Below are 23,447 nucleotides of genomic sequence, written 5' to 3'. Positions count from 1 at the left end.
CAGAGAAGTTAAGCCCGGATCCGCCGATGATACTTGGTTCAAACCCGGTAAAGTAGGTAGCCGCCACAATTATTAAAACAACAAAAGCCTCGCAGCAATGTGAGGCTTTTTTGCGTTTGTACGCCACAATGGCAGGTTTTCAAATAGGACTATATCAAGTTTACCCCTTCAAAATGGTGCTTTACAGTAAAAGCCCTTTGCAAATTCTTGCAGAAATATTTTGCAGAATACTGCAGCGATAATTCTTTTTCCTATATTTGCACCTGTAACAGCCGCAAGGCAACAATCAACTATGAAATTATTCAATACTATTTGGTGGTGGCGTACTTATCCTTCCAAGATGGACAAGTAAGGCTATTGCATGGTATAGAATCAAAATATACATACAAACGGCTCGCTGTTCATCTGACAGCGAGCCGTTTTTTTATACACTTTACATTACAACTTGCACATGAAAACCCTGGACAAGACTTATCAGATTACCACACGCCACAAAAAGCTCCTGGCCGATACATTGACGCCCGTTTCGATCTATTTGAAGCTCAGAGACCGCTTCGTCAATACAATCCTCCTGGAAAGCTCCGATTACCACGGCAACGAAAATTCATTTACATACATCTGCTGCGATCCTATCGCTTCTTTCAAACTGAACAATAGCACTGTAACCCAGAAGTTTCCCGATGGTTCCGAAGTCAATTTCGACCTAACCAACCGGAAGGATGCAGTGCAGGCTTTGTACGGCTTTGCGCAAAGCTTCAAATCCGAGAAAAGCAAGTTTCCCTTCATCACAAACGGTCTCTTCGGTCATATGACCTACGACGCGGTAACTTATTTCGAAGACATTGAAATACAACCGACCAACCCGGAGACCGAAATTGACCAGATATTCTACCAGGTTTACCGATACGTAATCGCCATCAACCATTTCAAAAATGAGCTCTACATTTTTGAACACCAATACGGAGAGACAACAGCAGAAGGTGGTATCGATCAGATCGAGGTGCTGATCAAAAACCGGAACTTTCCACAGTACGGTTTCCATGTGACGGCCGATGAAACTTCCAATGTTACCGACGACGAAATGCGGAAAGTGATCCAGCGGGGGATCGACCACTGCCTCCGTGGAGATGTGTTCCAGATTGTCCCTTCACGCAGGTTCAGCCGCGGATTCCAGGGCGACGAGTTCAATGTTTACCGTGCATTACGCTCGATCAATCCCTCGCCTTACCTCTTCTATTTCGATTACGGCAATTACAAGATCTTCGGATCATCTCCCGAAAAACAGATATTCATCAAAAACGGCCAGGCCGAAATCCACCCGATTGCAGGCACTTTTCGCCGCACCGGCGACGACCAGGCTGATGCAGAAGCCGCGCAAGACCTGCTTAACGACCCCAAAGAGACCGCTGAGCACGTGATGTTGGTGGATCTGGCACGGAATGACCTGAGCCGCAGCTGCGACGCCGTAAAAGTGACGAATTACAAAGAAGTGCAATACTACTCGCATGTGATCCACCTCGTTTCGAAGGTGGTAGGCAAAATGAAGAAGGATGTGAACCCGCTTCAACTCGTCGCCGATACCTTCCCTGCGGGCACATTATCGGGTGCGCCCAAGCATAATGCGATGAAACTCATTGATCAGATGGAGTCCAGCAACCGCAGCATTTATGGCGGAGCCATCGGTTTCATGGATTTTAACGGGGATTTCAACCACGCGATCGCGATCCGGACTTTCCTCGCCAAAGACAATACCCTTTTCTTCCGCGCAGGAATGGGCGTGGTGGCGAAATCGAATGTGGAAAGTGAATTGCAGGAAATCAACAGCAAGCTGGCCGCATTACGCCAGGCTATTAAGGTAGCGGAAGAACTTTAAGGGGAAACAGCCATGTCGCAGATCAAAATATATGGCCTTAAATCTTCGCTGTACGCGATCCGGGAGCAATTGTCCGACACACTGCACAGCTGCGTTGTAGAAGCCTTCCAATACCCGCAAAACAAGCGTGCACACAGGTTCTTTTACCTCGATGAAGGAGATTTCTTTTATCCCGAAGGCAGAAGCGAGCGCTATACGATTCTCGAAATAGCCCTGTTTGAAGGCCGTTCGATCGAAGCGAAGAAGCATTTGTACCGGCTGATTTTTCAGAAATTCGAAGAAGAGCTCGGTATCACGCCGAACGACGTGGAAATCACGCTCACCGAAACGCCGCCGCACAACTGGGGTATTCGTGGGAAAGCTGGGGACGAGTTGGTCCTGGATTACAAAATTGCCGTTTAAAACGATTTGAAATTTACCGTCCAAATGAAAATACTAGTTCTCGACAATTACGATTCTTTCACCTACAACCTCGTGTACATCCTCCGCGAGCTGCACGACCAGGTGGACATTTACCGGAACGATAAAATCGCGCTGGAAGACGTCGGAAATTACGACAAGATCCTTCTTTCGCCCGGTCCGGGTATTCCTTCCGAAGCCGGCATTATGCACGACGTAATCCGCGAATACGGGGCTTCCAAGAGCATTCTCGGCATTTGCCTCGGACATCAGGGAATAGGGGAGGTTTACGGCGCCGAGTTGGAGAATATGACCGACGTGCTGCATGGTATCGCCGACACGGCCATCGTTACCGACGCCAGCGAGCGCATTTTCAAAGGCCTGCCTACCCATATCAAAGTAGGGCGGTACCATTCCTGGACTGTCATTCCGGAGACATTCACCGACGACCTTACCATCACTGCCGTAGACGAAAAAGGCCGGGTGATGGGGCTTTCACACAAAAAATACGATGTGAAAGGGCTCCAATTCCACCCCGAGTCTGTTTTAACAGAGCATGGCAAGGAAATGCTTCAAAACTGGTTGCAAATCTGACCTCCGCATTTGAACTAACACCACCTTACCCGACGATATTAGCAATTAAAAACTGTCATGAAACACATTCTTAGCCATCTTTTTGAATACAAAGTCCTCGACAAATCGCAAGCCAAAGACGTTCTGATGGGAATTGGGACCGGCAAGTATTCCAATTCCGAAATTGCTTCATTTTTAACAACTTATGCCATGCGCAGCATTACCGTCGAAGAGCTGGAAGGCTTCCGTGACGGCTTGCTCGAACTCTGCCTTTCGGTGGATTTGTCGGCATATGACCCGATCGACGTTTGCGGGACAGGAGGTGATGGCAAGGATACATTCAATATTTCGACATTATCGTGTTTTGTGGTGGCAGGAGCTGGTCAAAGGGTGGCGAAGCATGGTAACCACGGCGTTTCGTCCCTATGCGGGTCGTCGACGGTGCTGGAATACCTGGGAGCGAAATTTACGAACGACAAGGATTACCTGGAACGGAAGATCGACCAGGCTGGTGTATGCTTTTTGCATGCCCCTCTTTTCCACCCGGCTATGAAGAATGTAGCGCCGGTGCGGAAGGAATTGGGGGTGAAAACGTTCTTCAATATGCTTGGTCCGATGGTGAATCCGGTATCGCCGAAAAAACAGCTTGTGGGCGTATTTAGTCTTGAATTAGCGCGTCTTTTTGCTTATCTTTACCAACAAACGGATAAGCAATTTCTGGTTCTTCACGCATTAGACGGCTACGACGAAGTGTCATTGACAGGTGCTTTTAAGATTATCACCGCTCATTCCGAGCAAGTTCTTACCCCCTCTCATCTAGGGCTTCAAACCCTGCGCGCCGACGATTTAGCAGGCGGTGTTACGGTTGAAGAGTCCGCCCGGATTTTTATGAATGTTTTGAACGATACGGCAACGCCTTCACAAAAGCAGGCGGTGCTGGCCAACGCGGCGATGGCGCTCTATTGTGCCAATCCGGCGTTGTCGCTGACCGACGCTGTGGAAACAGCCCGGGAGTCGCTCGAAAGCAAGAAAGCATTGGCCGCTTTCAAAAAATTGATCGAAGAATAGTTAGCGGGGAAGCATTTCTCCCTTTTTATAATTGCAGTTACAGCATTTTTAGATGAATATTTTAGAAAAAATTATCGCCCGCAAGCAGGAAGAAATCAGCGAATCGAAAAAGCAGCGGTCCATTTCCGATCTGGAAAAGGAACCATTGTTCGCGCGTCCGACTGCTTCGCTCGCGGCGGCACTAAGGTCATCTACTTCACCCCGCATTATCTCGGAGTTTAAACGAAAATCCCCTTCGAAAGGCATTATCAATGCCAACGTGCGGCCCGAAATCGTGACGAAGGATTATGTGGATTCAGGTGCCGTGGGGCTTTCCGTATTGACCGATATCGACTTTTTCGGTGGCTCATTTGCCGATTTCCTCGCCGCCAGGGAGGCTAATCCGCAGATTCCGATGCTCCGGAAGGATTTCATCGTGGACGAATACCAGCTTTTTGAGGCCAAATCCATCGGCGCGGACGTTATCCTGCTCATTGCAGCATGCCTTACGCCTGCGGAAATCGCTCATTTGAGCCGCAGGGCGCACGATCTAGGCCTGGAAGTACTGCTGGAAGTCCATAATGCGGAAGAACTGGCTGTAAGTACAGGCGAGCATATCGACATCGTCGGCGTGAACAACCGTAACCTGAAAACCTTTGAAACCTCCATCGAAACGTCGATCGAGCTCAGCGAGCTGATCCCGGAGCAGTTTGTGAAGATTTCAGAAAGTGGTTTGAAAGACGCCGAAACCATTGTGAAGCTGTTCCAACACGGCTATAAAGGCTTTTTGATAGGAGAGACATTTATGAAAACTGCGAACCCCGGCGCCGCACTGACAGGTTTGCAACAAGAATTAACTCAACATAGCAATTTAAATCCTCTGGTTCTATGAAAATTAAAGTTTGCGGATTGCGCCAGCAAGGCAACATTGAGCAGGTAGTAGCCTTACAGCCCAATTTTATAGGGTTTATTTTCTATGAGAAATCACCCCGCTTTGTGGGCGAGGAGTTGAACGAGGAATACATCCGCAGCATTCCTCAGAGCATCAAAAAAGTAGGTGTATTCGTGAATGCAAACCCCGGCCATATCCTGAATATGGTCAAAAAATACGACCTGCAATATGTGCAGCTGCACGGCAACGAAATGCCCGACATCTGCCGCAGTATTCGTCAGAAAGGAGTGAGCGTGATCAAGGCATTCTCGATCGACGAGAAGTTCAACTTTGCCATGCTGAACAACTACAAATCGTTTTGCGACCTGTTTTTGTTCGATACAAAAGGCGAAAACCCGGGCGGCAACGGCACGGCATTCGACTGGAAACTGCTGAGCAAATACGATAATGAAAAGCCTTTCCTCCTCAGCGGCGGCATCGGGCTCGACAATATCGAAGAGATCATCACCTTATCCCAGACACTCCCCATTTACGGCATCGACGTCAACAGCAAGTTTGAAACCGAGCCGGGCGTGAAGGACATCGCCAAGCTGGAAGAGTTATTTAGTTTAGTTCGCGTAAAAGAACAAGAAGAAGCGGAAGCTTAATTTTTTATGGAATCAATTGCAGAAAAGAAGTCGTATCAGGTAAATGACCGCGGTTACTATGGCACCTTCGGGGGCGCATTCATTCCTGAAATGCTATACCCGAATGTTGAAGAATTGCGTGAAAACTACCTGCAAGTAATCGCAGACCCTTCTTTTCAAAAGGAATTCAACGATTTACTACGCCATTACGTTGGCCGCCCAACACCGCTTTACCCCGCTCACCGGCTTTCGGAAAAATATAAAACCAATATTTTCCTCAAAAGGGAAGACCTCTGCCACACCGGCGCGCACAAGGTGAACAACACCATCGGGCAGATCCTGATGGCGCAGCGCCTGGGCAAAAAACGCATTGTGGCCGAAACCGGCGCCGGACAGCATGGCGTAGCAACAGCTACCGTGTGCGCATTAATGAACCTCGAATGCGTCGTGTACATGGGCGAGCTCGATATCGAGCGCCAGGCGCCTAACGTAGCGCGCATGAAAATGCTCGGCGCGGAAGTACGGCCGGCCACATGCGGGTCGCGTACCTTGAAAGATGCCACCAACGAAGCCATGCGCCACTGGATCAACAACCCGGTTGATACGCATTACATTATCGGCTCTGTGGTAGGCCCACACCCTTATCCCGACATGGTAGCGCGCTTCCAGTCGGTTATTTCGGAGGAAATCCGTTGGCAGTTCAAAGAACACACCGGCAAAGAAACACCTGATTATGTGGTGGCTTGCGTAGGCGGCGGCAGCAATGCGGCAGGCGCATTTTACCACTTCCTCGACGAAGAAAACGTCAAACTCGTAGCTGTGGAAGCGGCGGGGCTGGGGCTCACTTCGGGCCATTCGGCAGCAACGGTCGCATTGGGTAAGCCCGGTGTACTCCACGGAAGCCGTACCATCCTGATGCAAACCGAAGACGGCCAGGTAGTGGAACCATTTTCTATCTCCGCGGGGTTGGATTACCCGGGCATCGGCCCTCAGCACGCATGGCTTGCTGCCAGCGGCCGCGGTACGTTCCTTTCGGCCACGGACGATGAAGCGGTAAAAGCTGCATTTGAACTGACGCGCCTGGAAGGCATTATCCCCGCATTGGAATCGTCGCATGCGCTGTCCGTTTTGGGCCGTCTGGGCGCTTCCGAGAACGAAACGGTGGTACTGAACCTCTCGGGTCGCGGCGACAAGGATATGGGCACTTATATGAAATACATCGATTAATTCTCACCTCAATACAACATCACATGGCTACATTGACATTGCCAGAGGTTTTCGACCTGCGGTTGAAGATCCAGGAACTGGAAGCAAAAGTAAACTCAGGTGAACTGTCGCTCTTCGAACGTTGCGATATGGAAGACGAAATCCTTGAAATGAAAGAAAAACTGGGCGAATTCGATCGTCTGAAATTCAGCGACGAAGGCGAATGCCTCAACTGCTCGGCTTAGTACCCGTTCCGGATCACCTTTAATCCATACCACATATGCAGAGATTTAAACTCTTTTTGCTTGCTTCCATGGTCCTTTTCAGCACCATGTCATTTGTTTCACCGTCAAATCCACCTAAAAAAATGCTGCGCCACGTTGTTCTTTTCAAATTCAAGGATTCTGCAACACCAGCGCAAGTGAAAGAAGTGGAAGATGCTTTCCGCAAGCTCCCTTCGAAAATCAAAGAGGTGAAAGGATTTGAATGGGGTACTAACAACAGCCCCGAAGGATTGGCACAAGGTTTCACACACGTGTTTTTCGTGAGCTTCGACAGCGAAGCCGGACGTGAAGTGTACCTGCCGCATCCCGAGCACAAAGCATTTGTAAAAGTCCTGGAACCACACCTGGACAAAGTATTGGTTGTTGACTACTGGACACAAGAATGAACCGCATTGTAAGTCTTTTTCAGAATTTCAATAAAAACGCCGAAACTCCTGGATTGCTGAACGTGTACTTCACGGCCGGTTTCCCGGAGCTGAACGACACCACCCGCGTATTGCAGGCTTTGCAGGACGGCGGCGCTGACCTGGTTGAGATAGGAATGCCTTATTCCGACCCTGTGGCCGACGGCGAGACCATCCAGCAGAGCAATGACCGGGCACTGGAAAACGGCATGTCCGTGCGCATTTTGTTCGATCAGCTGCAAGGTATGCGGGAGACGATCAACGTACCGGTGCTGCTCATGGGTTATATCAATCCGGTACTCCAGTATGGTATCGAGGAGTTCTGTGCCAAATGTGCCGAGGTGGGTGTGGATGGACTGATCCTCCCCGATATGCCGATGGACGTGTACCTGGATGAATACAAATCCGTATTCGACGCACACGGACTGCTGAATATCTTCCTGGTAACACCGCAGACTTCGGAAGTGCGCATTCGCCAGATCGACGAAGTGAGCGAAGGTTTTATCTATACTGTTTCCTCCGCAAGCGTTACCGGTTCGAAATCCGGCGTGAGCGGCGACATGGAAGCATACTTCGAAAAACTCGATGCATTGAATCTCCGCAATCCGCGACTGATCGGTTTTGGTATCAAGGATCATGACACTTTCGTGAAAGCCTCGAGCCATGCTGCCGGCGCGATCATCGGAAGCGCGTTCATCCGCGTGTTGCAGCAAAGTACCGATCTCGAAAACGATATCAAGGCCTTTGTTAAAGAGGTAAAAAACTCTTCTGAGGCAATTCCGGCATAAAATCGCCACGAAGCGGCCGATTTTATTTTTCTTCAGGCATTGATTTTGTACAAACAACCTGGCAACGGGTTGTTTGTTTTTTTATATACCAATGCTGCCTATGAAAACCGCTATTTGCACACTCATCGTCCTCATATGCAGCGTATATACGCCCGCATTCGCACAGTTCAATTTCGACCTCGAAGGCGGGCTCATTTTGGGCACCAGCTACAATAAAGTACAAATTCCGACCGGGAATGGAACGCGCGTGAATCTTCCAGAGCAATTGAAACTGGACCAGAGTGCGTTTTATCGCATTCGTGCGGGGTACCGGATTGGTAACCGCCACAATATCTCCGCATTGTTCGCGCCACTCACGATTCACTACCGTGGGGCGCTCGCACAAAACACCAATTTCAACAACTTGAATTTTTTGCCCGGGCAGCCGATCAATGTCGACTACCGGTTCAACTCGTACCGGCTTACCTATCGCTACGATTTTTTGGCGAATGGAAAGTGGAGGGTAGGGGCGGGGCTTACGGCCAAGGTCCGCGATGCCGACATCCGTTTCAAGAGCGAGTATGCCGACACGCATTATGACAACCTTGGCTTTGTGCCGCTCATTAATTTTTACGCTTCCTGGAAACCGGCTTATCACTGGACTGTCATCCTCGAAGGCGATGCACTCGCAGCGAAGCAGGGACGCGCGGAAGACATCTTCGGAGGCATTGCCTATAACTTCAACAATACGATCGGACTCAAGCTCGGTTACCGCATGCTCGAAGGCGGCGCGGATAACGACAAGATTTACAATTTCAACTGGATCAACTACGCGTCGGCCGGCGTGCTCATTACACTCTGATCACGCGGCGATCGTTCGCAGTGTACGCTACCCGACGCGGCGGCGCCTGGTGTGACAATGCCGGGATTTCTTGATATTTTATGGGTAAAACCGCAGGAAATCGCTATATTTCTTTGTTTTTAGAAACCGTTTTGCGGTGGGTATGCGCATTCGTAATTTTTGAATGTGGTATCCGTTATAAAAACTTCACAGTTATACCTAGACCACTATGGCTCCTTTCACTACCTCAATGGAAGGCCTGTTGCTACGCATTCAGGAATACCGTCAGAAATATTATCAGAACCAGTTACTCAAAGGCGCGATCTTTTCGATCGGGCTGTTGCTGACTGTCTTTTTGTTTTTCAATACGATCGAATATTTCGGGCGGTTCAGCTCGGTGGTACGCGGGATGCTGTTTTTCGGCTTCCTGGCGGTGCTGGTGTTTTCGTTCGTGCAATGGGTGATACAGCCATTGATCCATTTGTACGGGTTAAGAAAACCGCTTTCGGACGAGCAGGCGGCATTGCAAATCGGCCAGTATTTCCCTGAGGTGGGAGATAAGCTCGTGAACACATTGCAGCTGCGGAACCTGACGGGCATGCAGTCGGACCTGATCGAGGCGAGTATCCGGCAGAAGTCGAGCCAGTTGCTGATCGTCCGCTTTTCGGATGCGATTCGTTTCAATGAGAATAAAAAAAGGCTGAAATACGCGGTATATCCGCTGGCGGCCATCGCGGTGATTTTGCTTTTCAATCCCTCGTTTTTCTCGTCCAGTTCCGAGCGGATTATCCATTTCCAGAAAAACTACACCTACGCACCATTCTCTTTTGAATTACAAAATAAGAGCCTGAAAGCATTTAGAAATGAGGATTTTACATTGAACCTCGCCTTGAAAGGCGAGGCGATACCATCGGCTGTTTACCTGGTGCAGAACGGTACCCGGTTCAAACTGACACAGGAAAGCGCGAAGGATTTTTCCTACACATTTAAAAACCTGCAACGCGACGTCGCATTCTCTTTCGACGCGGCCGGGTATGCTTCGGATGAATACCGCATTGTAGTGAACGAACGGCCGTCGCTGCTCTCATTTGATGTGAACCTGCATTATCCTGCGTATTTGAATAAACCGTCGGAAGGGCTGAATAATGTGGGGAACCTCTCGGTACCGGAAGGCACAACGATTGAATGGAATTTCAATACCAATTCCACCAAATCATTGGCTATCAAATTCGAGAATGACTCTGCATTGTATACGGCTAAGGAGAGCAACGGCGATCACTTCGAGATCCGCCGTACCGTGCGGAAATCTGCCCAATACCAGGTAAATCTCAAAAACGAGCAAACTACCAATTCGGACAAAATCGGTTATTTCATCAATGTGATTCCGGACAAATATCCGGTGATGAACCTCGAAAATTTCCAGGATACGACATTATACAATTACCTGGTACTAGGCGGTTCGATCAGCGACGATTACGGGTTTTCGCAGCTGCGGATGTTCTATTCTGTGAAAAGAGCGAATGAGGACAAGCCTGCGGCGCCGAAGAGCATTCCTATTCCATTTAATAAAACCGTGAATACCCAGAGCTTCTTCTTCCAATGGTATGTAGATAGCCTCAAACTCGCGCCGGGCGACAAAATCGAGTACTATGCCCAGGTATGGGACAATGACGGCGTAAATGGCGCGAAAAGCGCCCGTTCGCGTTCGATCCAGTTCACTGTGCCATCCAAAGACCAGCTCGAAGCTGAGGTACGCAAATCGGAGCAGGCAACCGAAAATCAGATGCAGTCGGCGATGAAAAAGGCTCAGAGTTTGCAAAAGGATATCGAGAACCTAGATAATCGGCTAAAAAGCAATAAAGAGCTCGATTTTAAAGAGCAGAAACAGATCGAGGAAGTGCTGCGCAAGCGCGAGGAGCTGATGAAGGAATTGGAGGCATTGAAAGAAAAACATCAGGATGCCAATGAAAAGGCTCGGCAGTTCAACCAGCAGAGCCCCGAATTGCAGGCGAAGATCGAGCAATTGCAGAAGCTGATGAACGACCTCATGGACGAGGATACCGAGAAGCTCTATAAGGAGCTCAAAAAGCTTTTGGAACAAAAACAGAGCGAACGGATGTCGAGCATGCTTGAAAAGCTCCGCAACAAGGAAAACAATCTGGAAAAAGAACTGGAACGAACCATGAAGCTCTTCAAGCAAATGCAAATGGAGCAGAAAATGGAAAACCTGGCGGAAAAACTGAACGACTTGGCCGATAAGGAGGAAGACCTCGCGGAAAAATCGGAGCAAAACGACAAGAACAAGAACGGCGACGAGAAGCAAGGCAAAAATCAGGACCTGAAAAAAGAGCAGGAGAAAATCCAGGACGACTTCAAAAAAGCCCAGGAGAACAGCAAGGAAATCGAGGAAATGAGCAAGGAGCTGGAACAGGAGCTCGATATGCAGAAAGAGGAGCAAAAAAACGCTTCTGAGCAGATGGAACAGAGCAAGCAGCAGCTCGATAAGCAACAGAACCAGAAAGCGTCTCAGTCGCAAAAAAATGCGGCAAAATCGATGAAGAAAATGGCACAGTCGATGCAGGAACAAATGGAGTCGGCGGAAATGGAGCAAATGCAGGAAAACCTCGACGCATTGCGCGACATTCTCGAAAACCTGATCACATTGTCCTTCGACCAGGAGACATTAATGAAAGACTTCCGCGGTGTGAGCCTGCAAGACCCGCGCTTTGTGAAACTCGGCCAGCAGCAACTGAAACTGAAAGACGATGCGAAAATAGTCGAGGATAGCCTCTATGCATTGGCTGGCCGTGTGGTACAGATCCAATCCTTCATTACCCGCGAGCTGAATGATATGAAGTCATACATGAATGAGAGTGTGAAGAGCATTAAGGACCGGCAGATTAATGTCGCTACCTCGAAGCAGCAATTTGCCATGACATCCATGAACAACCTCGCATTAATGCTAAGCGACGTGTTCAACCAAATGCAGCAGCAAATGGCGATGGCCATGCCCGGTGCCGGCAAAGGCAAAAAGGGCAAACAAAAAGGCGAGCAACCCGGCATGGGCGAGATGCAGGAGAAACTGAACGGGCAGATCAAGCAGCTTGGCCAGGGTAAGGAAGGGCAGGGCAACCAGTCGGAACAGCTCGCGCGAATGGCCGCACAGCAGGCCGCGATCCGCAAGATGATCCAGGACCTGATGGAGCAACAGAAGGGCACCAAACAAGGCCAGCAAATGGGCAAGGAGTTGCAGGACATTGCCGACAAGATGGACGAAACCGAAACCGACCTCGTGAACAAACGCGTGACGCCGGAGCTCATCAAACGCAATCAGGAGATCACTACGCGCCTGCTCGAATCCGAGAAAGCGATGAAAGAGCAGGATGAGGACGAGCAACGCAAGGCACAAGCCGCGAAGCAACTGCCGAAAAACCCGCCCGCCGCATTTGAAAAATACATCCGCGAGAAAGAGAAGCAAACCGAACTGCTTCGCACGATACCGCCTACATTCTCACCATTCTATAAACGCGAGGTAGACAGCTACTTCCGTAAATACCAGGCCAAGAACTGATCACACGCCCATTTTGTTGGGCTAGGGTAGGGGATAGCGTTAACTCTTTTTAACATGGGTTTACAGACGCTATCCCTTGTTTTTCATGTTCTTAATGACAGACTTCGTAAGTTTGTAAATTATTTACGATCAAATATTTAAATATCATGCACCCGGCGCCGCTTAACGGGGCGATGGTGTATGGCTATCAACCATGGTAAGTTTCTTCTCGGAAGACATTGATTTTAAGGTAGTTAATCCGTTAAAAACGAGAAAATGGCTCAAAAACGCCTCAATTTCAGAAGGTTATGAGTTATCTCAATTGAATTACGTGTTCTGTTCGGACGAATACCTTTTGGAAATCAATAAGCAGTATCTCGATCACGACTATTTCACTGACATCATTACGTTTGACAATAGTGAGGAAGACAATCAATTGGAGGGGGATATTTACATCAGTGTAGACAGGGTACGTGAAAATGCAGCAACGTTCCACACCGATTTTGACACAGAAATGCGCCGTGTGCTCATTCACGGGTTGCTCCACCTCGCGGGTCATGACGACACGAGTGAAGCGCTTAAAACGGCCATGAGGGCTAAAGAAGATGAGTATCTTAGGCTGTTCTAGTTAAATTTCCACGTGGAACACTTTAATTAAAGTGGTTTAACAAGTGAGTAATAATATGTTTCAGGAATATGATGTGATCGTGGTAGGCGCAGGCCATGCCGGATGCGAAGCCGCCGCTGCCGCAGCGACGATGGGCTCGTCGGTACTGCTGATCACAATGAATATGCACACCATCGCACAGATGTCGTGCAACCCCGCCATGGGGGGGGTCGCGAAAGGACAAATCGTCCGGGAAATCGACGCGCTCGGCGGGCAGTCGGGGATCGTCTCGGACAAAACGATGATCCAATTTAGGATGCTCAACCTCTCCAAAGGCCCGGCCATGTGGAGCCCGCGTTGCCAAAGCGACCGGGTGAGATTCGCCGAGGAATGGAGGTCCATTCTCGAGAACAATCCAAACATCGACTTTTGGCAGGACACCGCCAAGAATATCATCGTCGAGGACGGCAAAGCCTGTGGAGTAGTAACGAGCCTGGGTATTGAAATCCGCTCGAAGGCAGTGGTCCTAACTAATGGCACTTTCCTGAATGGGCTTATCCATATTGGCGAAAAGAACTTCGGCGGCGGACGCACCGGAGAGAAATCGGCGACAGGCCTTACCGAGCAATTGGTCACTCTCGGCTTCGAAGCCGGGCGTATGAAAACCGGTACGCCCCCACGCGTGGACGGCCGCTCGCTCGACTACTCGAAAATGGAGGAACAACCCGGCGATGAAAACCCGGCCAAGTTCTCGTATACCGACACCAAGCCGCTCGCCAAGCAACGCAGCTGCTGGATCACCTACACCAACCAGGAAGTACACGACGTGCTGAAAACCGGCTTCGAAAAATCGCCGATGTTTTCGGGACGCATTAAAGGGCTCGGGCCCCGGTACTGCCCGTCGGTGGAGGACAAGATCAACCGCTTTGCGGACAAGGACCGTCACCAGATTTTCGTAGAACCGGAAGGGTGGGATACCGTGGAAGTTTATGTGAATGGCTTCTCGACCTCACTGCCGGAAGACGTGCAATATGCCGCGCTCCGGAAAATTCCCGGCTTCGAAAATGCCAAGATGTTCCGTCCGGGCTACGCGATCGAGTACGACTACTTCCCGCCGACCCAACTGAAATCGACGCTCGAAACACACCTGGTGAAGAACTTGTTTTTTGCAGGGCAGATCAACGGCACCACGGGGTATGAAGAGGCCGCTTGCCAGGGATTGATGGCCGGGATTAATGCGCACCGGAATGTGAACGAGCTCGAACCATTCGTCCTGAAAAGATCCGAAGCGTACATCGGCGTGCTCATCGACGACCTCATTAACAAAGGTACCGAAGAGCCTTACCGCATGTTCACATCCCGCGCCGAATACCGCACATTGCTCCGCCAGGATAATGCTGATTTGCGGCTTACCGAAAAGGGCTATGAAATCGGTCTAGCCAGCGACGAGAGGGTAGAGGCCGTCCGCAAAAAGAAACGCGAAACCGAAGAAATCATCGCCAAACTGAGAGCCACCAAACTGACACCCGAAGAGATCAATCCAGCGCTCGAGGCGATCGGTACCGCGCCGATCCGTGAGAAAATTGCCATCGCTCAACTGCTGAGAAGGCCGCAGATTTCCATCGGCCAGTTGCTCGAAGCCAGCCCGGTGGTAACCGAATTGCTCGCCGAATATGGCATCGATTCCGTACAGCAAGCGGAGATCAATCTGAAATACGACAGCTACATTGAGAAAGAAATGCTGCTCGTGGAGAAAATGAATAAGCTGGAAAATCTCGCGATCGTAGAGAATTTCAACTACGACGGGGTCACTTCCTTGTCCTTTGAAGGCCGTGAAAAACTGAAAAGAACACGTCCTTCCACGATCGGCCAGGCGTCACGCATCAGCGGCGTCAGCCCTTCGGATATATCTGTTTTAATGCTTTACATAGGCCGCTAATGTCTTTAGAAACGCTCGACAAATGCCCGGTATGCCAGCAATCCAGTTTCAGCAATTACCTGAATGTGGAGGATTATACCGTTTCGCACAAAGAATTCACTATCCAGCAATGCAATTCCTGCTACTTTCTGTTCACGAATCCGCGTCCGTCGGAAGAACAGATAGGTGCATATTATGAGTCGCAAGACTACATTTCCCATCATGACGAAGCCAGGGATCTGATGAGTAAAGTGTATACTTCTGTACGAAATCATACGATCGAAGAGAAAGTAAAACTCATTAACAGCCTCGTTCAGCCGAAGGGAACCTTGCTCGATATTGGGTGTGGAACGGGCAATTTCCTAAGCGCTGTAAAGCTGAATGGCTGGAAAACTTTCGGTACGGAACCGGACTCCGGAGCGCGTGACGTTGCTTCAAAAAGGGTAGGGGCGACTGTTTTTGAAAGCATTTTTGAAGAGAACCTGGGCGCACAGCAATACGACATTATCACCATGTGGCACGTATTGGAACACGTCCATAAACTGAATGAAACGATCGACTGGCTGCAAAATCATCTAAAACCAAACGGACGGATCATTATCGCGGTACCCAATCCGCAGTCGTATGACGCCTTGAAATATGGCCGTTTTTGGGCCGCCTACGATGTTCCTCGCCATTTGTACCATTTCACCCGTGCCACGATGAAAAAGCTTCTCCAAACGCACGGATTGACCGTAAAAAAGATACTCCCGATGTGGTTCGATTCCTTTTATGTGAGCATGCTAAGTACAAAGTATAAAAGCAGTAAAACCAATCTGATCGATAGTGCGATCACCGGGCTGCAATCCAATTTGAAAGGCCGTGCAGGCACCAATAAGGAGCTCAACACTTCCAGCCTGATCTACATTATCTCGAAAAACTGACCAGTACCAACACATCAAACGGCCCTCAATACCCACTGTATTGGGGGCTTTTTAAATTCATCTGAAAATGCTTAGAACGATTGTATTTGCCATCTTCATACTGTTCTTCTTCGAACGCTGCGCACAACAAGTACCGCCTACCGGGGGAAAAAGAGACTCCATTCCACCTATGCTCGTGGAGAGCAATCCTATGAACAAAACCCTCAATTTTAAAGGAAAAAAGATAGAGCTATTCTTCGATGAATATGTGGTAGTCGACAATATCAACCAGAAACTCGTCATCACCCCGGAGGCCGATAACCCCTATTCCTACAAGCAAAATGGTATGTCTGTGCTGCTTTCTTTCAAAAATCAATTCAAGGACAGCACCACTTTTACGTTGAATTTCGGCGATGCCATCAAGGATTTTGCAGAAAAAAATCCGGCAAAAAACCTGAAAATTGTCTTCAGTACCGGCAACTCGCTCGACTCCGGGCGTGTGTATGGTACGCTCAAAGATATCCGTACCAACAAGCCGATTTTCGACGCGCTCGTGGGCCTCTATAACGTCAGCGACACGCTCAATATCGCCAAACAGAAGCCCTATTATTTCTCCCGCACGGATAGCAGCGGTGTATTTTCCATCGAAAATATCCAGACAAGACAATACAAACTGATAGCAATCGACGATAAAAACCGCAATATGCTTTTCAATGCAAAAGATGAGCGTATGGGTTTTTGGGGCAAAACCATCACTGCCGGCACCGATTCCGCGGCCTATCAGCTGAATATGTTCCTCTCGGATAACACCGCATTAAAAGTGCAGCGTACCCTGCCCAAAGTGAACAACTATTCAGTCGTATTCAGTAAGCCTATTGAAAACGTAGAAGTGACATTCGTTAATAAAGATTCTCTCCCCTACCTGCTCGAACCAAATGGTACAAACCTCAAATTTTTCAATGTAGAGCCCCATCCCGACACCGTTTTTGTGAAACTCAAAACTTTGGATTCCCTGGGAGCAACGAACGAATTCGAGCAAAAAATCGCATTTCAAGCACAGCGCGGCAAGCAACGCCAGCTCGATCCGCTGTCATTTACGACCATTCCCGAGGCAAATAAGCCCGTTACAAACACCTTCACTTACAAGCTGATCCTGAACAAGCCCGTCCGTACGATCGACGATCAGAAGATCGCATTGATCTCCGACAGCCTCACACATGAGCCTTTAAGTGCATTTAAATACAGTTGGAACAAAAACCACAATATCCTCACCATCGATGCAAAGTCGTTCGCCAAAGACACCGTGAAGTGGGACATTCCAAAAGGCTCGATCATCAGCGTAGAAGGCGATACGCTTCCAAAAACGCTCCTGCGGCACACTATTTTAAAAGAAGAAGATTACGGGGTAATCCGCGGTCGTGTGACGAATGCGGATACTTCTGTGCATTTCATTCTCGACCTGGTCGACGAACAGTACAAGGTCGTCGAGACACTTTACCAATCGCCCTACACTTTCAAGAATATCCCTCAAGGAAAATATTTTTTACGCATCACCATCGACAAAAACCGGAACAGAAGGTGGGACACCGGCCAAATGGACAAGGACCTGCAGCCTGAACCGATCTATTACCTCCCGGATAAGATCCTTTTGAAGGCAAATTTCGAGTTGAACGATATCAACATCACCATTCCTGGAGAAAAATAACGACATTTTTGTCTACAGTCTGTGGATAACTATGTGAATAACGCGGATATTTTGTTGGTAAGAGGGGCGAAAATGTGAACAACCTTGTGGATAACCCCTAATATGTGTGGATAAAAAAGTGAATTCAGGCCTCCAGTGGATAACCAGCAGCTAAATCAAAGTTAACAGTACGTTGATTCACTTTAGAAACTGTGGATAACAAATGTAGTCAACTAAAGGCGTTTACCCACATTCCGATGTGTACAGAATATTTCCTAACTTGTATTTCAACTACTTAAATGTTGATTTTCAAAATTTCTACAGTGGATAACTTAACATACTTATCCACAAAATGTGAATAAGTATGTTAATCTACAGTGGATAAGGCTTTTATTCACAAATCCACAGGCACACTGAAGGATAATAACTAAAGGAAAAAGATTTTTTTATCTATTATGAAAAGGGTTACGAGCTGTTTGATGATAGGATTTCTGCTTTCCGGGGCGGCCGCGGCGTTCGGGCAGGGCGAGCGGGAGCTGGCCGAAGAATATTTCAAAAACGGGGATTGTCCAAAGGCGCTTAGTTACTATTCTTCTTTCCTGAAAAGCTCTTTTGAAAAAAACTCGCTTAAGAATTACACCAGCTGCATTGTGAAGAGCAAGGCCTGGGGAGATGGCGAGCAGTTTTTCAAAAAGCAGATCAAAGGTGATGCCAATAATGCGGCCTGGTATTATCTTAACTGGGGCATTATGCTTGAGAATCAGGGGAAGGCCGTGGAGGCGTCCAAAAGGTATGAGCAGGTCATTACCGCATCCGGTGTGAGAACGGAGCTTAAACGCGATCTGGCGGAGGAATTCCGGGCACAAAATCAGTCGGAATGGGCGAAGAATATCCTGCTCGAAGCGCGCGAGAGCGCAAAGCGCTACGACATTTTCCAGCTGGAACTGGCAAGCGTGTACCGCGACCTGAACCAGCCTGAGAAGATGATCGATGAGCTGCTATCCTATGGTATGCGCTACCAGAATACGGAGGTGGTGCAGAATATGCTTCAGGACTTCACAAAGGACGAGAAGGAGCAGGCATTGCTGGAAAAGGTATTATATGATAAGATCCAGAAGTTCCCGCAGGAGGGTTTCTATAATGAGCTGCTGATCTGGTACCAGGTGCAGCGCAAGGATTTTTACAAGGCATTCATTCAGGAACGAGCGCTCGACCGCCGTTTCAAACATAACGGATCGCGGCTTTATAATCTCGGAATGCTGGCCTTGCAGAATAATGATTATACCAATGCAGGCACGATCTTCGACCACCTGGTGAAGGAATATCCCAAAGGCCAGCTCTATCCGGTGGCCCGCAGAATGGCCATTTTTGCAAGGGAGGAGCAGGTTAAAAACACTTACCCAGTGAAGCGAAGCGAGGTGCAGAAGTTGCTTGGGCAGTATCAGCAACTCGTAGACGAGCTGGGCGTGAATGTACGCACGATCGAAGCGCTGCGTAACATGGCGATTTTGAATGCATTCTATATGGATGACTTCAAAAAAGCGATAGAGATATTGCAAATGGCTATCGAAGCAGGTAAGGCGGAGAAGAGTTTTGTCGATAAATGCAAGCTAGATCTGGGCGATATTTACCTGCTGCAAGGCGAGCCCTGGGAAGCGACATTGGTGTACTCACAAGTCGAAAAATCGCAGAAAGACGATGTGCTGGGTTATGAAGCGAAGCTGCGGAATGCGAAGTTGCATTATTTCAAAGGTGAGTTTGAGCTCGCTAAGGCGGTGCTCGACATCCTGAAAAAAGCGACAAGCCGGGAAATTGCAAACGACGCCAATGAGCTTTCGCTATTAATCATGGACAATACGGGGCTCGATAGTACCGAGGCTGCGATGAAAGCTTACTCTTCCGTGGAATTGCAATTGTTCCAGAACAAGAAGTTCGAAGCGATCGATACTTTGAAGCAGCTTTACAAAAAGTATGAGAACCACAGCCTGGCCGACGAGATCCTCTGGCTTACTGCCAAGACCTACATCAAGCTCGACAGCAACCAGCAGGCAATGGCGGATCTGAAATTGTTGTATTCAAAATTTGGTCATGACCTGTATGGTGACGACGCGCTCTTCGCGATGGCGAAACTCTACCAGGAGAAACTCAATGACAAGGACCAGGCGATGAAGTTGTACCAGGAGCTGATGGAAAAATATCCGGGCAGCATTTTTGTCGCCGAGTCGAGGAAGCGTTTCCGGATTTTGAGGGGCGATGTGATCAACTAGAGAAATTTTTGAGAAGTATATAAAAAGGCCCCGGAGTTCGACACTTCGGGGCCTTTTACATTTTAAAATTCACGTGCTTCTACCCGGATTCGTTCAAATATTCAAATCTCAGGCGCATCAAAAGCCAATTTTTCTAATTTAACTCACTCATTAATAGTGATTTGAATTCAGAAAATTCAGGTTTCATTTTGATCGACACTTTTTCAATATCCAGCAGTGATTTCAATCTTTCGGGCACATCGATGCTTTTTCCCAATGTTTCTTCCACGAGGTCGATAAATTTGGCCGGATGGGCGGTCGAAAGGAACACGCCGGTAAAATCGCTGTTCGTTTTTTTCCGATACTCCTGAAGACCCCGGTAGGCGACTGCGGTGTGTGGGCACATCACGTAGTTCGCATTTCCAAAAACTTCCCGCATTGCTTTTTGCGTTTGCTCGTCGTTGAAGAAAGCACCTGAAACTTTTTCGTTGATCGCATTCCAGTCGTCACCAAAAAATCGGGTAAGCCGCACAAAGTTGCTCGGGCTGCCGACGTCCATCGCATTGGATATTGTTTCAATGGAAGGAAGCGGTTCGTAGCTGCCGGACTCCAGGTAACGGGGGACCGCATTGTTTACATTCGTTGCGGCAATGAAATGTTCGATCGGCAAGCCCATGCGATAGGCGAGTATGCCCGCGCTGAGATTTCCAAAGTTTCCGCTTGGCACCGAGATCACCAAGGGCTTACCTAATTTCTTCAGCTGCGCATAAGCGGCGAAGTAATAGAATGATTGTGGTATGAGCCGGGCAATGTTAATGGAGTTGGCAGATGCGAGATTGTATTTTGCACTTAGTTCAGGATCGAGGAAAGCTTCCTTCACCAGGCGCTGGCAATCGTCGAATGTTCCGTCGACCTCAATGGCCGTTACATTGTGGCCGAGGGTAGTAAGCTGTTTTTCCTGAATATCGCTCACTTTTCCGCTCGGGTAGAGGATTGTTACCGAAATGCCCGGTACTTTATAAAAACCCTGTGCAACCGCGCCGCCGGTATCGCCCGACGTCGCTACCAGGATGCGGATTTCCTTTTCTGAGCGCTGTAAAAAATAGGACATAATTGCGGCCATAAATCGCGCTCCAAAGTCCTTGAAAGCCATAGATGGGCCATGAAACAGTTCGAGCACATAGTCGTTCGGTGTAATCTTCACAACCGGCGCTTCGAAATCATATGCGCGATCGATGATGGATTCAATTTCGCTTCTTGTAATTTCGCTGCCCAAAAGCGTGGTGGTCACCTCGATGGCGATCTCCTTGAAGGATTTATTTTCAATGTCGGCCAGAAATTCCTTTGAAATCGTCGGAATGGATTCGGGCATGTAGAGACCGTTATCGGGAGGAAGGCTGTTGAAAACGGCTTCTTCCAGCGATGCTTTCAAGTCGGCAGTTTTGGTACTGTAGAATATCATTTTGATATAAATTGATCCGGAAAATGGGAGCGCAAATTTAACTAAAATCCCAGCAGGTCAGTTATTTTGGCAACTTTTAAATGGATTTTCAAAATAAATGCCCGGATGGTACTTTGTGGTGGAATCATTGCGGGGATCGTGCCACCCGATAATTTTGTTCAGTAATAAATAGAATAATCAATATAACAAACCAGATAAGATGTCGATAGGAATTTTCAATGTGCCGGCGTTAAAAAACGAGCCGGTGAAAAGCTATGCACCAGGTACCCCGGAACGCTCAGAGCTAAAAAAAGCGCTGGCAGAGGCTCGCGCCAAAGTCATTGATATACCTCAATACATAGGTAGCGAGGAAGTCTATTCGCAGAATAAAAAGGTGGTATCTCCGCCCCACGATCATCAGCACGTTCTGGGTTATTTTCACGAGGGAACCAAGGAAGATGTGGCCAAGGCAATCGATGCAGCTTTGGAAGCGAGAAAAGGCTGGGCAACGCTTACCTGGGAGCAACGTGCAGCGATATTTCTGAAAGCGGCGGAGCTGATCGCCGGCCCGTACCGCGCCGAAATGAATGCGGCGACGATGCTGGGACAGTCTAAAAATGCCTACCAGGCAGAGATCGACTCGGCTTGTGAAATCATTGATTTTCTGCGGCTTAATGTGAATTTCATGCGGGATATTTATGAAGAACAGCCTATTTCTTCGGAGGGTGTCTGGAACCGCATGGAGTACCGGCCGCTGGAAGGTTTCATCTTCGCCATTACTCCGTTCAACTTCACGGCCATCGCTGGAAACTTGCCTGCTGCACCCGCATTAATGGGTAATGTGGTGATTTGGAAGCCGGCATTTACACAGGTATATGCAGCCAATGTAATCATGAGAATTTTCAAGGAAGCGGGGCTGCCGGATGGTGTTATCAATATGGTTCTGGCAGATGGCCCGGTTGCCGGGGACGTAATTTTTAAACATCCTGATTTCTCCGGTGTACATTTCACAGGTAGTACCAAGGTGTTTCAAACGATCTGGAAAACGATCGGGGAGAATATCGCTACTTATAAGACATTTCCAAGAATCGTGGGTGAGACGGGCGGTAAGGACTTCGTGCTCGCGCATAAGTCTGCGGACGCGAAGGCGGTTGCTACCGGCCTTGTACGCGGTGCGTTCGAATACCAGGGGCAGAAATGCTCGGCGGCTTCCCGCGCTTATATTCCTTCCAATTTGTGGGACGAGGTAAAGGCATTCATGCTCGCTGACCTGGCCGAGATTAAAATGGGAGGCGTGGAGGATTTCTCGAATTTCGTGAATGCGGTGATTGACGAAAAATCGTTTGACAAGATCGCTTCTTATATAGATGGGGCAAAGTCCAGCGCCGACACAGAAATCGTCGCAGGAGGCAATTTTGATAAGAGTAAAGGGTATTTCGTCGAACCGACCATTATTCAAGCCTTCAAGCCGGATTATGTGACCTTGTGCGAGGAGATTTTCGGGCCGGTGCTTACTATATATGTGTATGATGAAAATGAATTCGAGCAGATCATTCCCGTCATTGACGCCACTTCTCCCTATGCATTGACGGGCGCCGTGTTTTCAAAAGATCGCTATGCCATTGAATATGCCACCAGACATTTGGTAAATGCAGCGGGTAACTTCTACATAAACGACAAGCCGACCGGGGCCGTGGTAGGGCAGCAGCCATTCGGTGGGGCACGGGCATCAGGTACAAATGATAAGGCGGGATCGGTTTTAAACCTGCTGAGATGGGTATCGCCACGTGCATTGAAAGAGACGCTTGTTTCGCCGAAAGACTATAAATATCCGTTCCTTTCCGGCGAATAATTGTACAATGCTTTTGAATAATTTAAAAAGTCGAAGAACTTTTAATTTTTTCGACTTTTTTCTTGCCCAGGTATTGGACTTGAAAAAATGTTTTCTACCTTTGCAATCCCAATCGCAAACGAAGCGACTGACACGAAGAAAAGAAAGCGCGGTTGGCACTGTTCTTTGACATGATGAGATAGACCAAAAGAGTAAGAAAAACTCGTTTGAATAGAATTAAGCTACTTAATGTAGCAAACAAACATTTACAATGGAGAGTTTGATCCTGGCTCAGGATGAACGCTAGCGGCAGGCTTAATACATGCAAGGCGAAGGGGCAGCAATGTCACTGTCGT

At 48.5% G+C, this 23,447-nt stretch carries 19 protein-coding genes and 1 rRNA gene; 19 read left to right on the top strand and 1 reads right to left on the bottom strand.

The annotated features are described in order from the left end of the window. Positions 1 to 451 precede the first annotated feature (451 nt). The 17 genes from J2Y43_RS33445 to J2Y43_RS33365 all read left to right on the top strand — a co-directional run bounded on the left by J2Y43_RS33445 (position 452) and on the right by J2Y43_RS33365 (position 19,840). A complete protein-coding gene (locus J2Y43_RS33445) occupies positions 452 to 1,873 on the top strand; it encodes an anthranilate synthase component I family protein (protein ID WP_309993727.1) in 1,422 nt (473 codons plus the stop codon). A gap of 12 nt (positions 1,874 to 1,885) precedes the next feature. Beyond that, a complete protein-coding gene (locus J2Y43_RS33440) occupies positions 1,886 to 2,275 on the top strand; it encodes a tautomerase family protein (RefSeq protein WP_309993724.1) in 390 nt (129 codons plus the stop codon). Positions 2,276 to 2,299: 24 nt separating this feature from the next. Further along, a complete protein-coding gene (locus J2Y43_RS33435) occupies positions 2,300 to 2,866 on the top strand; it encodes an aminodeoxychorismate/anthranilate synthase component II (protein ID WP_106599799.1) in 567 nt (188 codons plus the stop codon). 57 nt (positions 2,867 to 2,923) lie between these two features. Beyond that, the gene (gene trpD, locus J2Y43_RS33430) at positions 2,924 to 3,913 is read left to right on the top strand and encodes an anthranilate phosphoribosyltransferase (protein WP_309993719.1); all 990 of its coding nucleotides are present in this window, start codon (positions 2,924 to 2,926) and stop codon (positions 3,911 to 3,913) included. Positions 3,914 to 3,965: 52 nt separating this feature from the next. Then, complete coding sequence (gene trpC, locus J2Y43_RS33425) at positions 3,966 to 4,784, top strand: indole-3-glycerol phosphate synthase TrpC (protein WP_309993717.1); 819 nt, start codon at positions 3,966 to 3,968, stop codon at positions 4,782 to 4,784. After that, positions 4,781 to 5,431 carry a phosphoribosylanthranilate isomerase gene (locus tag J2Y43_RS33420; protein WP_309993715.1) on the top strand — a complete coding sequence of 217 codons (651 nt, stop codon included), beginning with the start codon at positions 4,781 to 4,783 and terminating at the stop codon, positions 5,429 to 5,431. The genes trpC and J2Y43_RS33420 overlap by 4 nt, the downstream gene beginning before the upstream one ends. A gap of 6 nt (positions 5,432 to 5,437) precedes the next feature. Then, positions 5,438 to 6,637 carry a tryptophan synthase subunit beta gene (gene trpB, locus J2Y43_RS33415; RefSeq protein WP_309993712.1) on the top strand — a complete coding sequence of 400 codons (1,200 nt, stop codon included), beginning with the start codon at positions 5,438 to 5,440 and terminating at the stop codon, positions 6,635 to 6,637. A 23-nt stretch (positions 6,638 to 6,660) separates the two neighbouring features. Then, entirely contained in the window at positions 6,661 to 6,861 is a 201-nt protein-coding gene (locus J2Y43_RS33410) for a hypothetical protein (protein WP_015813244.1), read from the top strand. 68 nt (positions 6,862 to 6,929) lie between these two features. Continuing rightward, entirely contained in the window at positions 6,930 to 7,286 is a 357-nt protein-coding gene (locus J2Y43_RS33405; protein ID WP_106599804.1) for a Dabb family protein, read from the top strand. Further along, positions 7,283 to 8,092, top strand: a complete 810-nt coding sequence (trpA, locus tag J2Y43_RS33400; RefSeq protein WP_309993708.1) for a tryptophan synthase subunit alpha — start codon at positions 7,283 to 7,285, stop codon at positions 8,090 to 8,092. The genes J2Y43_RS33405 and trpA overlap by 4 nt, the downstream gene beginning before the upstream one ends. Before the next feature lie 100 nt (positions 8,093 to 8,192). After that, positions 8,193 to 8,933 (top strand): hypothetical protein, encoded by a 741-nt coding sequence (locus tag J2Y43_RS33395; protein ID WP_309993706.1) that lies wholly within the window; start codon positions 8,193 to 8,195, stop codon positions 8,931 to 8,933. Between the two features lie 229 nt (positions 8,934 to 9,162). After that, positions 9,163 to 12,483, top strand: coding sequence for a DUF4175 family protein (locus J2Y43_RS33390; protein WP_309993734.1), 3,321 nt, complete (start codon positions 9,163 to 9,165; stop codon positions 12,481 to 12,483). 193 nt (positions 12,484 to 12,676) lie between these two features. Further along, entirely contained in the window at positions 12,677 to 13,090 is a 414-nt protein-coding gene (gene ybeY, locus J2Y43_RS33385) for an rRNA maturation RNase YbeY (RefSeq protein ID WP_309993703.1), read from the top strand. Positions 13,091 to 13,145: 55 nt separating this feature from the next. Next, a complete protein-coding gene (mnmG, locus tag J2Y43_RS33380) occupies positions 13,146 to 15,008 on the top strand; it encodes a tRNA uridine-5-carboxymethylaminomethyl(34) synthesis enzyme MnmG (RefSeq protein ID WP_309993700.1) in 1,863 nt (620 codons plus the stop codon). Next, positions 15,008 to 15,910: a class I SAM-dependent methyltransferase gene (locus tag J2Y43_RS33375; protein WP_309993698.1), complete on the top strand. Its 903-nt coding sequence runs from the start codon at positions 15,008 to 15,010 to the stop codon at positions 15,908 to 15,910. The genes mnmG and J2Y43_RS33375 overlap by 1 nt, the downstream gene beginning before the upstream one ends. A 67-nt stretch (positions 15,911 to 15,977) precedes the next feature. Continuing rightward, complete coding sequence (locus tag J2Y43_RS33370) at positions 15,978 to 17,594, top strand: Ig-like domain-containing domain (protein WP_309993695.1); 1,617 nt, start codon at positions 15,978 to 15,980, stop codon at positions 17,592 to 17,594. A 458-nt stretch (positions 17,595 to 18,052) separates the two neighbouring features. Next, positions 18,053 to 19,840, top strand: a complete 1,788-nt coding sequence (locus J2Y43_RS33365) for a tetratricopeptide repeat protein (protein ID WP_309993731.1) — start codon at positions 18,053 to 18,055, stop codon at positions 19,838 to 19,840. 133 nt (positions 19,841 to 19,973) lie between these two features. Here the strand turns inward: J2Y43_RS33365 and thrC are convergent, their stop codons facing one another. Then, a complete protein-coding gene (gene thrC / locus J2Y43_RS33360; protein ID WP_309993693.1) occupies positions 19,974 to 21,281 on the bottom strand; it encodes a threonine synthase in 1,308 nt (435 codons plus the stop codon). Positions 21,282 to 21,480: 199 nt separating this feature from the next. Here thrC and pruA point away from each other — a divergent pair, with 199 nt between their 5' ends. Then, complete coding sequence (gene pruA, locus J2Y43_RS33355; RefSeq protein WP_309993690.1) at positions 21,481 to 23,112, top strand: L-glutamate gamma-semialdehyde dehydrogenase; 1,632 nt, start codon at positions 21,481 to 21,483, stop codon at positions 23,110 to 23,112. 247 nt (positions 23,113 to 23,359) lie between these two features. Continuing rightward, positions 23,360 to 23,447 (top strand): 16S ribosomal RNA (locus J2Y43_RS33350); the annotation flags it as partial.

This window comes from Dyadobacter sp. BE31 (genome assembly GCF_031457695.1).
Classification (GTDB): Bacteria; Bacteroidota; Bacteroidia; order Cytophagales; family Spirosomataceae; genus Dyadobacter.
This window is presented reverse-complemented; position numbering and strand designations above follow the sequence as displayed.